A 14,544-nucleotide genomic window follows, 5' to 3' on the forward strand; every position below is an offset into this window, starting at 1 on the left:
TCGCTCCCTGCACCCGCGCGGCCTACCGCCCGCGCGACCCGGGTCCTCGCTTCCCCGCGCGTTCCGCGCCTCCCGTTCCCTCCGCGCCTCCCCCCTCCGGCCCATCGCCCCACACCCCGCGCAGCACCGGCGCGATCCCGGGCTCGCCCCGCGTCAGCGGCATCTCCTTCACCCCCCGCTTCCACAGCGCCTTGCGCAGCCGCTCCCGGCCCCGCTCCAGCCGCCGGCGCACCGTGATGTACGGCACCCCGAGGAACGCCTCCGCCTCGTGCATGTCCATGCCGTCCACGAACACCGCCCCGAGCGCCCGCTGCTCGTCCTCGGGCAGCTCGGCGAACGCCTCCCCCAGCGCACGGATCGCGCCCACGTACGCCACGCGCTCGGCCGCCTCCTCGTCAGACACCGGCCGCCGCATCGCCGCCACCCCCGCCACGACCCCCACCGTCGCCAGCGCGTCGCAGAACTCCTGGAGCCGGCCCTGGATCTGCTCCGGGCCGTCCCGCAAGAGGTCGAACTCGCCCTGGTGGTGCTCCGACAGCGCCGCCATCGCGCGCCGCATCGCCACGTCGCGCTGCCGCGCCTGCGTCTCCGCGCGGATCAGGTCCAGCATGCTGCCGTCCATCCGCGCGCGCGCGTACCCCTCGAACGAGACGCCATGCGCCTCGTCGTACCGGCGCACCGCCTCCACCACGGCCGCCGAGCCCGCCGCGACGAGCTCGTCCCGCTCGACAAGCCCCGCGTACCTGCGCGCGTACCAGCGGGCCTGGGCATCGACCATCGGCAGCGCGCGCTCGACCATCGCCCGCTGCCTCGGCGTGAGCAGCGGCAGCACCTCGGCGTCTTTGCCCTCGCCCTCGCCGGTCACGCGCCCTCCCTCCCGCCGCCCGCCGCGCCCCCCTTGCGGTCGTGGCCACGCTCCGCCGGCGCGCCCTCGCACGGCACCTCCCCGCTCGACGACGGCACCGGCCGCGCCATCAGCTGGCGCAAGAGCGCGACGGAATAGGGGTTCTTGACGAGTTCGTCCTCCATCGCCTCGCGCAGCTGCGCCAGCATCGCCTCCGGCACCAGCCCGCGGTACGGCGCGAGGCTCCGCTCGATCGTCTCCGCCACCACGCGCTCCGCGCGCAGCCGCTGCTCGTCGTTTCGATCGTCCTGTGACATTCCGGCCTCCTCTCCGCGCTCGCACGCTCCAGCGCCCTGCCCTGCACATCCCTAGAAAATCGGTGTGTCACCGAAGGGCGGCGGCGCCGCCTGCCGCCCCGGCTTGGCCGTCGCTGCTGGCCGGCGCGCCGACCCGACCGGGGTTGCCGGCCTGACCGGGGTTGCCGGCCTGACCGGGGTTGCCGCCCCGACCGAGGTTGCGCCCGCCGCTCCGACCGAGGTTGCGCCCGCCGCTCCGACCGAGGTTGCGCCCGCCGCCCCGACCGAGGTTGCGCCCGCCGGTCCGACCGAGGTTGCGCCCGCCGCTCCGACCGACGTTGCGCCTGCCGCCCCGACCGAGGTTGCGCCCTCCGCTCCGACCGAGGTTGCGCCCTCCGACCTGACCGACGTTGCGCTGGCAGCCGCCGTCGCACTGGCAGCCGCCGTCGCGCCGGCATCCTCCGCCGAGGTTGCGGGCGCGCCCGGCGGCGCGAGCCACCTCACGGCCAGCGCGCTCGCCCCCGAGGAGGCGAGCACCAGCGCGATCAGCATCCACGGCGCCATGCGCACCTCGCGCCCGGCGCGCGCTCCCTCTCCCCGCTCCCTCTCCCCGTGCTCGCCCTCCGCCGCCAGCAGCCGGAGCATCGGGCTCGTCGTGCGCACCGCGGGCGGCCGGTACGACCCCGGCGGCGGCGCTGAGCGCGACGGGCGCTCCGCCACCTCCATGATCTCCGTCCCCCGCGCCGTCCTCCCTTGGCTGCCCGGCGCGCGCCCGTCCCCCTCGCGGCCCGCCGGCCACGGTCCAGGCCCGAGCGCCGCCGCCCGGACGCTCTCCAGATCCATCGGCGCCGTCCCGCCGGGCCCCACCGCCGGCGCCGGCGACGCCACCACCACCCTGGCCGACGGCTCCCCCCGCGGCACCTCGAGCGTCGGCCCCGTCACCGGCGCCCGGTAGACCGCGCGCCGCCCCGGCCGGCCCGGGATCGGCGGCTCGCCGGGCGGCGTCGCCAGCGAGATCCGGCCCTCCGCCTCGTCCTGCTCGAGGCGCCTGCGCAGCGCGATCATGCCCTGCGCCATCTCGGCCATCGACAGGTACCGCGCCGCCGGCTGCTTCGCCGTCGCGCGCCGGATCACCTCGTCCACGTACGCCGGCAGCCCCGCCACCTCCGACAGCGGCGCGGGATCCGCGAAGAACTGCCAGTTCACGAGCTTCGTCCGGTCGTCGAACGCGTCGCGGAACGGGTGGCGGCCGGCGATCATCTCCCAGAGCACGAGCCCCAGCGAGTACACGTCGAAGCGCGCGTCCGCCTCGTTCCCTGCGAGGTTCTCGGGCGCCATGTACGCGGCCGTCCCGAGGCGCACGTTGCGCTGGGTCGTCCGCATCTCGTAGGGGATGACCTTCGCGATCGAGAAATCGACGACCTTCACCATCCCGTCCGCGGTGAAGACGATGTTGTCCGGCTTCACGTCGCGGTGGATGATCTGGTTCTCGTGCGCCGCGTCGAGCCCCCACGCGGCCTCGAGCGCGACGTGCAGCGCGTAGAGCGGCGACAGCCGCCCCTGGCGCTCCAGGATGGTGGCCAGCGTCGGCCCGTCGAGGAACTCCATGAGCATCCACGCCGTGCCGTCGGCCTCGCAGCCGATGTCGTAGACCTCGACCACGTTGGCGTGCTGGATCCCGAACGTCCCGTGGGCCTCGGCCAGGCTCCTCTCGGCCTTCCTGGCGTCCTTCCGGTCGCGCAGGTGCATCATCTTGAGGGCGCACCGCGCCCCGGTGATCCGGTGGCGGACCTCGTACACCTCGCCGGAGTACCCGGCGCCGACGAACCGCACGACCTCCACCTGGTGGAAGACCTGACCCGGCTGGAACACCTGCCGCTCGATCGGTTCCTCGGCGTCGCTCACGGCGCTGTCACGCTCCTTCCCGGCGTCCACCCTACTCGCCGGCTGCTGCGGCGGGAACGCCTCGGTGACGGCCAGCGCGGCGGTGGGCAGGTCCGCCGTGACGGCCAGCGCCGCCGTGATGAAGGCCGGGCGTCTCGTGGGTTCCGTGAGAGGGAGCATCGCGTTGTCCATGGGCGGGTGCCTCTCGGGCGAGCGCCCCTCCTCTGGAGGCGCTGCCGTCGCCTACCCATGTCGGTACGGCGCCGCCGGAGTGCTCACCCAATCGACGCCTCCCCCGTCGAAAACGACGCGACCGCCGACCACCACCGGGCGCCCACGGCCCGGCGGCCCTCCCATGCCCGCTGGCCGCTGGCCGCTGGCCGCTGGCCGCTGGCCCATGGCCACTGGCCCATGGCCACTGGCCCACTGGCCTCCGGCCACTGGCCGCGCCGAGCACGGTTCCGACAGGACCGTTTGCGCAAAGCGGTTGCGAACGCGCGAGTCGCTCCCGCTAAGATGCTCAGTTTCCTGGGGGAGGATCGGAGAAGAGAACGATGGCAGCCTATGGATACAGCTTCGTCACGGACAAGGCGTTCAGCGCGTTCGCGCGGGATCTCGAGCAGGGAGCGTGGAAGGGCGTCTCGGTAGACAAGTACGATGTCCCGAACCGCGTCCCCGCGGCGTTGCTCATCGAAGCGCCCAGGCCGGTGGTCTGGAAGCTGCGCGCGCGCTGGAGCATCGCGGCGCTCGACGAGGCGCTCGGGGTCGCCTCGGCCGCGGTGCTCGGCGAGCTCGACGTGGAGTGGGACACGGCCCAGCGGGCGCTGCACCTGTTCCTGGCCTCGGCGGCCGAGAGCAAGGATCCGGCGCAGCGCGACGCGGCGGTGCGGCTCCGCGGCGCCCTGCTCGCGGGGGCGGGCACCGAGCAGACCCTGTACGCGTACGACGCCGAGGTCGACTACGGCTGGCACCAGATCGCGGTCGCGGGCAAGGCGCCGCTCGCCGCCGACGTGAAGAAGGTCGGCGCCGGCGCGTACCTGAAGCGCGTCGAGGAGGCGACGGAGGCGCTCGCAAGAGGCCTCGGCCGCACCTCCGGCCAGAAGCGCGCGGTCGCGCGCTCGAAGCGCATCCGCGAGGCGGTGGCCGGCTGCACGCAGGCGTTCAACGCCATCCACGACGACATCAGCTGGCTCATCGAGCACACGCCGAGCGGCAAGCAGCGCGACATGCTCCAGGCGCTCCACGCGCCGTTCCTCGCGCTCCTGGAGCGCAGCCCGCAGCGCCCCCCGGCCGCCGCCGCGCAGGAGGAGGACGCCGCGCAGGAGGAGGACGCCGCGGAGCCCGAGGCAGAAGAGGGCACGCCCGGCTGAGCCGGCGGAGGAGCGCAGGGGGCCGGCGAGCGTTCCCTCGCCGCCCCTCCGCAGCCCTTCCCTGACCCGCTGCCGGGTCTCCGCAGCCCTTCCCTGACCCACTGCCGGGTCTCCGCAGCCCTTCCCTGACCCACTGCCGGGTCTCCGCAGCCCTTCCCTGACCCGCTGCCGGGTCTCCGCAGCCCTTCCCTGACCCGCTGCCGGGTCTCCGCAGCCCTTCCCTGACCCGCTGCCGGGTCTCCGCAGCCCTTCCCTGACCCACTGCCGGGTCTCCGCAGCCCTTCCCTGACCCACTGCCGGGTCTCCGCAGCGGTCGGCCGGGTCGCGCCGGCCGGCGGACCGCCCAGCGTCCTTGCCCCTGTTCCCGGCGTCCGGTAGCGTCCCCGGCGCCTGGAGGCGGCTGTGCTGCGCGAGCTCTCCGTCCAACAATTTCGCGGCCTCCGCGATTTCACGATGAGCGGCCTGGGGCGCGTCAACCTCCTCGTGGGCGCGAACAACTGCGGAAAGACGACCGTCCTCGAAGCGCTGCACATCCTGCTCCGGGTCGGGGACCCGGGGCCTCTCAGGTCGGTACTCTACCAGCGAGGCGAGTACGTGCAGGCGCCGCGCGGTATTCCGGACGTCCAGGCGATGGAGGTTGCCCACCTCTTCGAGGGGCACGAGATCGACCTGGGCAGCGCGTTCCGCATGACCGGCAGGAACGACCCCGAGTTCCTCACACTCGACGTGCGAATCGTCGAGGCCCTTCCCGCACAGCAGCTCACGCTGCCCGTGGATCCGACCGAGCCCGAGCCTCAGGCAGGGCCATCAGGCGCCTTCGCCATCGCGCTCCAGTGGAACCGCGGTGACGTGCTGACCTTCCCCCTGACACGGGCGGGCGGGCTTATTCTCGACCGCTGGCTTCCGCAGCGGCACCGCAGGAGCCCCGAGAACGAAGCTCGTCCGGTCGAGCTCGTCACCACGCGAGCGCTCGACGCGCAGGCCACGGTCTCACGTCTGGAAGAGGTCGTCCTGACCGAAAACGAGGAGGTCCTCCTTCGTGCGCTCCGCTCGATCGAGCCCGGGATCGAGCGGATCGCGCCCCTGGGCAGCGCGCTCCGTTCCCGCGACGGGCGAGGCGGCATCGCCGTGAAGCTCGCGGGCACGAAGCACCGGATCCCGCTCGGGAGCATGGGCGACGGCATGTGGCGCATGCTGGGCATCGCGCTGAGCGTGGTGCGCGCCGCTGGAGGCGTCTTGCTCATCGACGAGATCGACACCGGGCTGCACTACAGCGTGATGGGGGACATGTGGCGCCTCGTCCACGACGCGGCGAAGCGGCTCGATGTGCAGGTCTTCGCCGCCACCCACAGCCGCGACTGCGCGCAGAGCCTCGCCGCGATCGTCGAGGCCGGGGAGGCGCCGCGGCCCGAGGTCACCATCCAGCGCATCGAGCGGGGCAACCCTCGCGCCATCGCCTTCACCGACGACGAGATCCGGATCGCAGCCGAGATCGGCGCCGAGGTGCGGTGATCCCCTCGCCTCCGGGTCCGAAGCTGCTCCTCGTCGAGGGGATCGACGATCTCCTGGTCGTGGCCGAGGTCTTCGAGAAGGCCACAGGGACGCCCTGGGAACCGAGAAAGGGGCAGCGCCTCGTCGAGATCGAATGGTGCGGCAGCGACGATCAGGTCCTCGGCCGGCTCGGCGTCCGGTGGAAGGAGAGCGGGCGGAGGATCGTCGGGGTTGTGATCGACGCCGATCTGACCGGCAGCCGCTGGGCCCAGGTGCGCGCCCACGCGCCTGCCGAGACGCGCGACCGCCTCCCTGCCGATCTGCCTCCTGGCGGCCTCGTCCTCGACGCGGACCGCGGGCGGCGCTTCGGTGTGTGGATCATGCCGGACAATCGGTCCCTCGGCGCGATGGAGAGCTTCCTCGCGCAGCTCCGGACCTCGATGCCCACCGCGCTGGGGGAGCATGTCCGCTCGGCGATGCAGAGGGCTCAGGAGCTCATGCGCGAGCACGCGAACGCGAACCCCGGGATCGATCCGCCGCTCAGACCCTGGCTCGATGTCCACGCGTACAAGGCGGAGATCCACACGTGGCTCGCATGGCAGGAGCCCCCCGGCGCCCGTCTGCACGAGGCGGTGAGGAACCATTCCCTCGATCCCCGGGCCCCCCTCGCACGTTCGTTCGTGGACTGGATGAAGCGCCTCTACGATCTCTGACCAGCGGGACCGGCCCGGCAGCGCTTCCCCTCCCCCTGCCAGCACACGGCAGCGGGCGGTGCTGCACTTCGGCCTTCTTGGACCAACGATTCTGTGGACTTGCGGAACCCCATGCTGCCCCTGCCGGCTCTCCGCCACCCTTCCCTCTCCCCCCTCCCGGTGACCGGCAGCACGTCCTGCCCTCGTTGCCGTCGCGCTCGCGGCGCGTTCCTCGGACGGAACCGCGCCTTCTCGTGACGTTCTGCTATCCTCCGCCGCCGTGATTGTGGACCAGCCCCCCACACCTGCCCCTCACGAGGCTCCGGAGGACCGGGCCACGTTCGGGCTCTCCGCCTTCGATCCTCGCCCGAGCCTCATGGCGCCTTCCATCGCGCCGGCCGCCTCGGCGGCGCCGCAGGTCTCGGTGGTCGTCCCGGGGCTGAACGAGGCGGAGAGCCTGACGGAGCTCGCGCAGCGGGTGGATCAGGCCTTGAAAGGGCGCTTCTCCTACGAGCTCATCTTCGTGGACGACGGCAGCACGGACGACAGCTGGGGCGTCATCTCCAGGATCCGCGCGGAGAACCCGGTCGTGAAGGGGATCCGGCTGCGGAAGAACTTCGGCAAGGCGACGGCGCTCACGGCCGGGTTCCGCAAGGCGAGGGGCGCCGTGGTCGTCACGATGGACGCCGATCTCCAGGACGACCCGGCCGATCTGCCGAGCTTCATCGCCAAGGTCGAGGAGGGCCTCGACGTCGTGGTGGGCTGGAAGGTCAACCGCCTCGATCCCGCCAATCGCCTCGTCCTGTCCCGGATCTTCAACGGGACCGTCCGCGCGGTCACGGGCGTGAAGCTCCATGACATGAACTGCGGCTTCAAGGCCTACCGTCGCGATGTGCTGCGCACCATCCCCATCTACGGCGATCTCTTCCGGTACATCCCGGCGCTCGCCGCCTGGCAAGGCTTCCGCGTCACGGAGATCCCGGTGCGCCACCACGCCCGCAAGTACGGCGCCTCGCGCTACGGACTGGAGCGCATCCTGCGCGGCTTCTTCGACCTGCTCAGCGTCATGTTCCTGACGCGCTACTCGAAGAAGCCGATGCACCTCTTCGGCCTCATCGGCCTGGTCTTCGCTGCGACCGGCGTGACCATCAACGTGTATTTGACGTTCCTCTGGCTGCTCGGTCACAAGATCGGAGACCGGCCGCTGCTCCTCCTCGGCGTGCTGATGATCCTCCTCGGCATCCAGTTCTTCTCGATGGGCTTCATCGGCGAGTTCCTCACCTTCCAGATGCAGCAGCGCCACATGGCGGACGACCCGCCCGTCCGCGAGGAGTTCGAGTGATCCCCGACGCTTACTTCAGTCGCTTCGAGACCGCGAAATACCGGAGAGCTGGTGCGCTGAAGCGCAAGCTCATCCAGCGCTTCGCTTCCGCGATACACGATCTCTTCATCGAAGCGAATCCGGTCCAGCGCGTGCTCGAGATCGGCGTCGGGGAGGGGTTCCTCTCCGGCTACCTCTCCGAGAAATTCCCCGAGAAGCAGTTCACCGGCCTGGACCTCGACGCCGCCGACATCGAGCGGCTGAAGCGGCTCTTCCCGAACGTCGCCGCGCGCGTCGGGAGCGCCTATGATCTCGGCGATCTCCGCGATCTCTCGCCCGGGTTCGACCTCGTGATCTGCGCCGAGGTGCTCGAGCACCTCGACACGCCCGATCGGGCGCTCGCCGAGATAGCGCGGCTCGCCCCCCGGCGCGTCATCCTCTCCGTGCCGCACGAGCCGTTCTTCAAGCTCTCCAACCTGCTCGCAGGCAACAACGTGCGCCGCCTCGGCAACGACAGCGATCACATCAACCACTGGAACCCGACGTCGTTCCGCCGGCTCATCGAGCCGCGGTTCGACATCCTGCGGATGACGACCTCCTACCCCTGGGTCCTCTGCCTCGCAGCTCCGCGCTGAGCATGCGCCGCACGGTCGTCCGCGCGCTCGTCCGCCTGGTAGGTCCGCTCCTCCTCGCGGTCGTGATCCTGCGCATCGAGGACCGCGACGCGGTGATCGCCGCGTTCGCATCGGCCTCACCCGGCCCGCTCCTGCTCGCGGCGGCGCTGAACGTCCTCAACATCCACCTCAAGGTCGTCCGCTGGGACGCGCTGCTCCGCGCCCAGGGCATCCGTTACCCGCTCGGGCGCGCCTGGACGTCGTTCCTGACGTCGCTCTACGTCGGCATGCTGACGCCGGGGCGCGTCGGCGATGTCCTCCGGATCCGCTACCTGCGCCACGATCTCGGCGTGTCCTACGCCGAGGGGCTGGCGTCCGTCGTGATCGACAGGCTGTGCGATCTCTACGTGCTGGTCGCGTTCGTCGCCGTCGGCGTCGCGCGCTACAGCACGGTCATCGCCGGCCAGCTGGCCTGGCTGACGTGGGGCGGCCTGGCGCTCACGATCCTCGGACCGCTCGTGCTGCTCATCCCTGGCCTGGCCGAACGGCTGATGCTCGCCGTGTCCCGCAGGCTCGCGAAGGGGCCCGCGGCGGGCGAGGAGGCCGACGCGGAGACCAGCGCGACGAGCCGCTTCCTCGTCGCGTTGCGGGCCCACGTCGGCCGGGGCCTCTTCTTCTCGCTCCCGGTCACCGTGGCGACGTTCGTCGTCAACTTCCTGCAGGGCTACCTGATCGCGAGGGCGCTCGGGCTCTCGATCTCGCTCTTCGACATCACCTGCCTGCTCGCCATCGCGAACCTGCTCGGCCTGTTGCCGATCTCGATCGCCGGCGTCGGCGTCCGAGAGCTCTTCTTCTCCCTCGTGTTCCCCTCGCTCGGCGCCACCGCCGAGCACGGCGTGACCTTCGGCCTCCTGGTCTTCGCCATCATCTATCTCGTCATCGCCGCCCTGGGCTTCGTGAGCTGGCAGCTGGCCCCCCCGCCCACTACCGCCGCCGCCCCGGCCGAGCCGTGACGTGCTCCACCGGATCTGGCTAGAGCCGGATCGGGGTGGTGAGGACGAGGGACTCCCCGTCGAAGGCCGGCACCCGCGCGGCGGCGGCCCGGAAGGCGTCGATCACGCACGCGCCGGCCTCGGTCCCGGCGAAGGGCGCCCCCTCCAGCTCGACGTGGGCCTCGCCGCTCGGAGCGAAGGTCACGGTCACGCTCCCCTCCCCGCTCGGCCCGTCCGGCTGCCAGCAGCGCTTCGCGCGGACACGGCCCTGCTCGAGCGCCGCGCCCGCGGCCTTGCCCACTCGGACGCGCGCCCCGTCGACCCGGCCCGACCAGGCCCCGTACGCGTCGTGCGAGCGCGGCAACACCTCGGCCGAGGCGGGGTATGCGCCGCCGCGCTGCAGGCAGTGCGAGGGGCGCACCATCGCGTAGCCCGTCGCGGTGGCGAAGCTGCACACAGCGAGCGCCACCAGCAGGGCCCGCTGCCCACCGCCCCGGCCGAGCGGCCCGTCGGGCGGCCCGTCATCGTCCGATCCGTCACGCAACCGCTCGACCTCCGCACGGATCTCCGCGATCTCCGCGTCCCGGGCGGCGAGCGCCGCATCCCGCTCCTTCAGCTTGGCTTCGAGGGTTTCGATGCGCGCGCGAGCCGCATCGAGATGATCCCGGTAGTGCGACATGGCGCCATTCTACCGCGAGCCGCGCGCGGCGCCCTGCCCTTCCCGCGTCCCCGCGGCGGTCCACGTCCTTCCGCGTCTTTCCGCGTCTTTGCGCGCTTGTTCCACGTTCCTTGACAGCGGGGGGTGGGGTCAAGTAGCCGAGGACCCGCCTCACCCATGCTAGAGAACCATCGCACCAGGCTGAACAGCGCGCTCGCCAAGCTCGACGGCGCCCTCGAGCGGCTCGCGCGCGCCACCTTGACCCTGGCGCCATGGCCGATCCTCTACGGCATGAGCATCGCCGTGACGGCCTGGGCCTTCACCCACCCGAGCCGGCTCGCGCAGCTCGACACGAACAAGCTGACCGAGGTGGAGCGCCGCTGGATGGCCGGCGGCGCCGGGGCCGCCATCGTGGTGGTCGGGCTCGCCTACTTCCTCGTGATGCTGGCGCGGCGGGCCCGCACCCGCTCGTGGGATTTCGTGAGCACCGTGGGCCGCCTCAACCGCGCCCTCGTCCCCCTGCTCGCGCTCCCGTTCGTCGCCGCGCTCCAGGTCCCGAACATCGAGAAGGAAAGTCCGAAGACCGCGATCTTCTTCGCCGCCCTCGCCGCCGCGGCGGTGGGCGCGGGCGTCTACGGCTGGGGCCGCGACGGCTGGGGCCGCGGCGAGCGGTCCTCGCTCGGGCTCGACGGCGCGCCCGAGCACGCCGGCGCGCTCGCCGAGGCGGGGCGGCGGCTCACGCCGCTCGCCGTCCTCGCGCTGTGGGCGGGTTACGGCGCCTTCTTCTCCCGGCTCGCGATCACCAACCACCGCGCGCTGCACACGCGGACGACGGACCTCGGGTACTACGACAACATCTTCTACCAATCGATCCACGGCCGGCCGCTCGGCTGCTCCTTCATCAAGGCCGGCTATCACGGCTCCGCGCACTTCGATCCCATCCTCGTCCTGCTCTCGCCGCTCTACCTCATCTACCCGAGGGCCGAGCTCCTCCTCGTGCTCCAATCCGTGTGGCTCGGCGCCGGCGTCGTCCCCGTGTACCTGCTCGCGCGCGACAAGCTCGAGCACCGCGGCAAGGCGCTCCTGCTCGCCGCCGTGTGGGCCATCTACCCGGCCCTGCACGGCGTGAACATGTACGAGTTCCACTCGCTCGCGCTGATCTCGCCGCTCCTCGTCTGGCTCCTCTACTTCTACGAGACCGGCAAGGACAGGTGGTACTGGGTCACCCTCGCCGCGCTGCTGCTCTGCCGGGAGGACGTCTCCCTGCTGATGTGCTTCATCGGGCTCTACGCCATCTTCGACCGGCGCGGCGTCAGCAAGGCGCGCCTCGGCTGGGTGACCATCGCGACGAGCCTCGTCTACCTCGTCATCGTGAAGCTGTTCTTCATGACGTCGGCGGGCATCATCATGTCCGGCAAGGACGCATATTCGTTCGCCTATTACTACGAGGAGCTCATGCCGAACCGGAGCGGGCTCGGCGGCCTGCTCGTCTCCCTCCTCACGAACCCCGTCTTCGCGCTCAAGGTCGTGCTGGAGGAGCCGAAGATCCTCTTCCTGCTCCAGATCTTCGTCCCCCTCGCCTTCCTGCCCTTTCTCGCCAAGCCCGGGCGCTGGATGCTCGTCTACGGGCTCATGTTCTGCCTGCTCGCCTCGCGCGACGCGGTCTTCTCGATCCATTTCCAATACTCGTCGATCCTCTTCCCCATCGCGTTCGCCCTGACGCCGCTCGCGCTCAAGCGGATCGAGAGCTCCGCGCCGGCCGCGTACTACGGGCTCGACGGGCGGCGCCTCTCTCGCGCGCTGCTCGCGGCCATGCTGGTGGCGAGCGCGCTGGTGTCGTGGAAGTTCGGCGGCCTCGTCGACAACGCGTCGTTCAGGGGCGGCTTCTCCCGCGTGGCGCGCAAGCTCACGCCCGAGCACGAGGCGACCTACGCCTGGGTCCGGAAGCAGGTGGAGGCGATCCCGCCCGGCGCCATCGTCGGGACGACGAACAAGATGGGACCGCACGTGTCGAACCGGAAGGAGGCCTATTTCTATCCGGGGGACCGCGCCGCGATCGTCCAGTACGTGCTGCTCGACGAGGGGGAGCTCAAGGGCAGGGACCTGGAGCGCCACAACGCGTCGGTGAAGCGCGGCGAGCTCAAGGAGCTCAGCCGGCTGAAGAAGATGGCGCTGTTCCAGCGGGTGAAGCCGGCGACGAAGAAGCAGCCGCCGGCCCCGGCGCCGGCGCCGGCGGCCTCCGACGAGCCCCCTACCGGAGACCCGCCCCCGGAGCTACGAAAGCCGGACCGAAAGGGCGGCGGCGCGCCGCCCGCGCCCTCCACCACCGCGGAGCAAGATGAAGACCCTCCTCCTGGCCCATGACTTCAACGCGACCTCCGAGATCGCCCTCGACACGGCGATCGAGCTCGCCCGCAAGCTGTCCGCGAAGGTCGTCGTCGCGCACGTGTACAGCGTGCCCGTCTACAGCTTCCCGGAAGGCTCGTCCCTGATCCCCTCGGCCGAGGACGCCGCCCGCATCGGCGATGCGGCGCAGCGGAGCCTCGATCAGGTGCTCGAGCGCCGGCGCGCCACGCCCGGCGTCGAGATCTCGGGCGTGCTGCGCGCCGGCGTCCCCGACGAGGAGATCTGCCGCCTCGCGGACGAGATCGGCGCCGACATGATCGTGATCGGGACACACGCGCGCGGGGCGGTCGCGCGGGCGCTGCTCGGCAGCGTGGCGCAGCGGGTGGTGAGATCGGCAAAGGTCCCGGTCCTGTCGATACGGGGACAACAACCGGCCTGATGTAGGTGACATCACGGAATGGTCGGATCCGGTGTCCGGCGCCGCCAGATCGGGCGTTAGAAATTTCCCGACTTCCTGTCAAATGCGTCCTGCCGCGACCACGAAACCTCGTTGAAACATTGGGCACGTTACGCCCGTGCCATGAAGATCGACACTGGGGATACGGCCTGGCTCCTCGCATCGACAGCCCTCGTCCTTTTCATGACGCCGGGCCTCGCCCTGTTCTACGGCGGCATGGTGCGCCGCAAGAACGTGCTCGCGACGCTCATGCACTCGTTCGCCGCGCTCGCGGTGATCTCGGTGCAGTGGGTGGCCATCGGGTACTCGCTCGCGTTCGGGACGTCGCACGGTGGGCTCATCGGCGGGTTCGACTTTGTCGGTCTGCACGGGATCGCGACGGTGGAGCGCGGCACGGTGCCGCACATCGCGTTCGCGGCGTTCCAGATGATGTTCGCGGTGATCACGCCCGCGCTCATCGCGGGGGCGTTCGCCGAGCGGATGCGGTTCTCGGCGTACCTGGTCTTCATCCTGCTCTGGTCCACGCTCGTCTATGACCCGGTGGCGCACTGGGTGTGGGCGGAGAAGGGCTGGCTCTTCGAGATGGGCGCGCTCGACTTCGCGGGCGGCACCGTGGTTCACCTCGCGGCGGGCGTCTCGGCGCTGATCTGTGCGCTCGTGCTGGGCAAGCGCACGGGATATCCGCACGAGCGGCACGTGCCGCACAACCTGACGATGACCCTGACGGGCACGGGCATCCTGTGGTTCGGGTGGTTCGGCTTCAACGCCGGCAGCGCGCTGACGTCGGGCGGGCTCGCCGCGCTGGCGCTGCTCGACACGCACCTCGCGGCGGCGGCGGGCGGCGCGGCGTGGCTCCTCGTCGAGTGGGCGCAGCGAGGCAAGCCGACCGCGCTCGGCGTGGCGTCCGGCATCGTGGCCGGGCTCGTCGGGATCACGCCCGCGGCCGGGTTCGTGGCGCCGTGGGCCGCCGTCGTGATCGGCCTGCTCGCGGGCGTCGTGTGTTACGCGGCGGTCGTCTCGAAGGAGCGCCTGCGCTACGACGACTCGCTCGACGCGTTCGGCGTCCACGGCGTGGGCGGCCTGCTCGGCGCGGTCCTCACCGGCGTCTTCGCCGAGAAGGCCCTGAACGAGGCCGGCCGCGACGGCGTGGTCGCCGGCAACCCGGGGCAGCTGGTCCCGCAGCTGGCCGGCATCGTGGCCGTCGGCCTGTACGCCGCGATCGTGACCTTCGTGCTCCTCAAGCTGGTCGACAAGCTGATCGGCCTGCGCGTGCCCGAGAGCGACGAGCGCGAGGGCCTCGACGCCACCGAGCACGGCGAGACCGGCTACGCGCTGTAGCGACACAGAGGGGGAGCAGCCACAGACCCAGGTCGGCGAGGGCTCCCCGCCGCGCTCGTCCTCCCGGTGGGGAGGGCACGCGAGGGTGGTGGGGGAATTCCCCAGCCCTGCTGGCACGATGGACCGCCAAGGCGCCATAAGACGCCAAGATTTTTATGTTTTTCTTGGCGTCCTTGGCGCCTTGGCGGTTCAAAAGATCCCACCTTCCACGTGCGGCCGGGGCGCCGTCGCTGTTGCCTCC

General features: G+C 71.4%; 13 protein-coding genes. 9 read left to right on the forward strand and 4 right to left on the reverse strand.

Features of this window, described 5'->3' with window-relative positions; all coding sequences use genetic code 11:
- Positions 1-22 precede the first annotated feature (22 nt).
- From WMF22_RS39895 to WMF22_RS39905, 3 genes are read right to left on the reverse strand one after another with little or no spacing between them, the layout of a single operon-like run.
- Complete coding sequence (locus WMF22_RS39895; protein ID WP_438033126.1) at positions 23-865, reverse strand: sigma-70 family RNA polymerase sigma factor; 843 nt, start codon at positions 863-865, stop codon at positions 23-25.
- Complete coding sequence (locus WMF22_RS39900; protein WP_437853217.1) at positions 862-1,161, reverse strand: hypothetical protein; 300 nt, start codon at positions 1,159-1,161, stop codon at positions 862-864. The genes WMF22_RS39895 and WMF22_RS39900 overlap by 4 nt, the downstream gene beginning before the upstream one ends.
- A gap of 51 nt (positions 1,162-1,212) precedes the next feature.
- Entirely contained in the window at positions 1,213-3,204 is a 1,992-nt protein-coding gene (locus WMF22_RS39905; protein ID WP_438033127.1) for a protein kinase domain-containing protein, read from the reverse strand.
- A gap of 374 nt (positions 3,205-3,578) precedes the next feature.
- Here WMF22_RS39905 and WMF22_RS39910 point away from each other — a divergent pair, with 374 nt between their 5' ends.
- The 6 genes from WMF22_RS39910 to WMF22_RS39935 all read left to right on the forward strand — a co-directional run bounded on the left by WMF22_RS39910 (position 3,579) and on the right by WMF22_RS39935 (position 9,525).
- A complete protein-coding gene (locus WMF22_RS39910) occupies positions 3,579-4,394 on the forward strand; it encodes a hypothetical protein (RefSeq protein ID WP_437295183.1) in 816 nt (271 codons plus the stop codon).
- A 402-nt stretch (positions 4,395-4,796) separates the two neighbouring features.
- Complete coding sequence (locus WMF22_RS39915) at positions 4,797-5,906, forward strand: AAA family ATPase (protein ID WP_437295184.1); 1,110 nt, start codon at positions 4,797-4,799, stop codon at positions 5,904-5,906.
- Positions 5,903-6,598: a DUF3226 domain-containing protein gene (locus tag WMF22_RS39920; protein WP_438033128.1), complete on the forward strand. Its 696-nt coding sequence runs from the start codon at positions 5,903-5,905 to the stop codon at positions 6,596-6,598. Before WMF22_RS39915 ends, WMF22_RS39920 begins: the two co-directional genes overlap by 4 nt.
- Positions 6,599-6,953: 355 nt before the next feature.
- The gene (locus WMF22_RS39925) at positions 6,954-7,919 is read left to right on the forward strand and encodes a glycosyltransferase family 2 protein (RefSeq protein ID WP_438033129.1); all 966 of its coding nucleotides are present in this window, start codon (positions 6,954-6,956) and stop codon (positions 7,917-7,919) included.
- The gene (locus WMF22_RS39930; protein WP_437295187.1) at positions 7,916-8,533 is read left to right on the forward strand and encodes a class I SAM-dependent methyltransferase; all 618 of its coding nucleotides are present in this window, start codon (positions 7,916-7,918) and stop codon (positions 8,531-8,533) included. Before WMF22_RS39925 ends, WMF22_RS39930 begins: the two co-directional genes overlap by 4 nt.
- Before the next feature lie 2 nt (positions 8,534-8,535).
- Positions 8,536-9,525: a lysylphosphatidylglycerol synthase transmembrane domain-containing protein gene (locus WMF22_RS39935; RefSeq protein ID WP_437295188.1), complete on the forward strand. Its 990-nt coding sequence runs from the start codon at positions 8,536-8,538 to the stop codon at positions 9,523-9,525.
- A 19-nt stretch (positions 9,526-9,544) separates the two neighbouring features.
- On the opposite strand, the gene WMF22_RS39940 is transcribed toward WMF22_RS39935, so the two are convergent.
- Complete coding sequence (locus WMF22_RS39940; protein WP_438033130.1) at positions 9,545-10,183, reverse strand: hypothetical protein; 639 nt, start codon at positions 10,181-10,183, stop codon at positions 9,545-9,547.
- A 156-nt stretch (positions 10,184-10,339) separates the two neighbouring features.
- On the opposite strand from WMF22_RS39940, the gene WMF22_RS39945 reads away from it, so the two are divergent.
- The 3 genes from WMF22_RS39945 to WMF22_RS39955 all read left to right on the forward strand — a co-directional run bounded on the left by WMF22_RS39945 (position 10,340) and on the right by WMF22_RS39955 (position 14,303).
- Positions 10,340-12,526, forward strand: a complete 2,187-nt coding sequence (locus WMF22_RS39945; RefSeq protein ID WP_438033131.1) for a DUF2079 domain-containing protein — start codon at positions 10,340-10,342, stop codon at positions 12,524-12,526.
- The gene (locus tag WMF22_RS39950; protein ID WP_437295191.1) at positions 12,501-12,947 is read left to right on the forward strand and encodes a universal stress protein; all 447 of its coding nucleotides are present in this window, start codon (positions 12,501-12,503) and stop codon (positions 12,945-12,947) included. The genes WMF22_RS39945 and WMF22_RS39950 overlap by 26 nt, the downstream gene beginning before the upstream one ends.
- A 141-nt stretch (positions 12,948-13,088) precedes the next feature.
- Complete coding sequence (locus tag WMF22_RS39955; protein WP_437295192.1) at positions 13,089-14,303, forward strand: ammonium transporter; 1,215 nt, start codon at positions 13,089-13,091, stop codon at positions 14,301-14,303.
- The last annotated feature ends 241 nt before the right edge of the window (positions 14,304-14,544 follow it).

It is taken from the genome of Sorangium sp. So ce204, from assembly GCF_051526795.1.
In the GTDB taxonomy this organism is placed as follows: Bacteria; Myxococcota_A; Polyangia; order Polyangiales; family Polyangiaceae; genus Sorangium; species Sorangium cellulosum_B.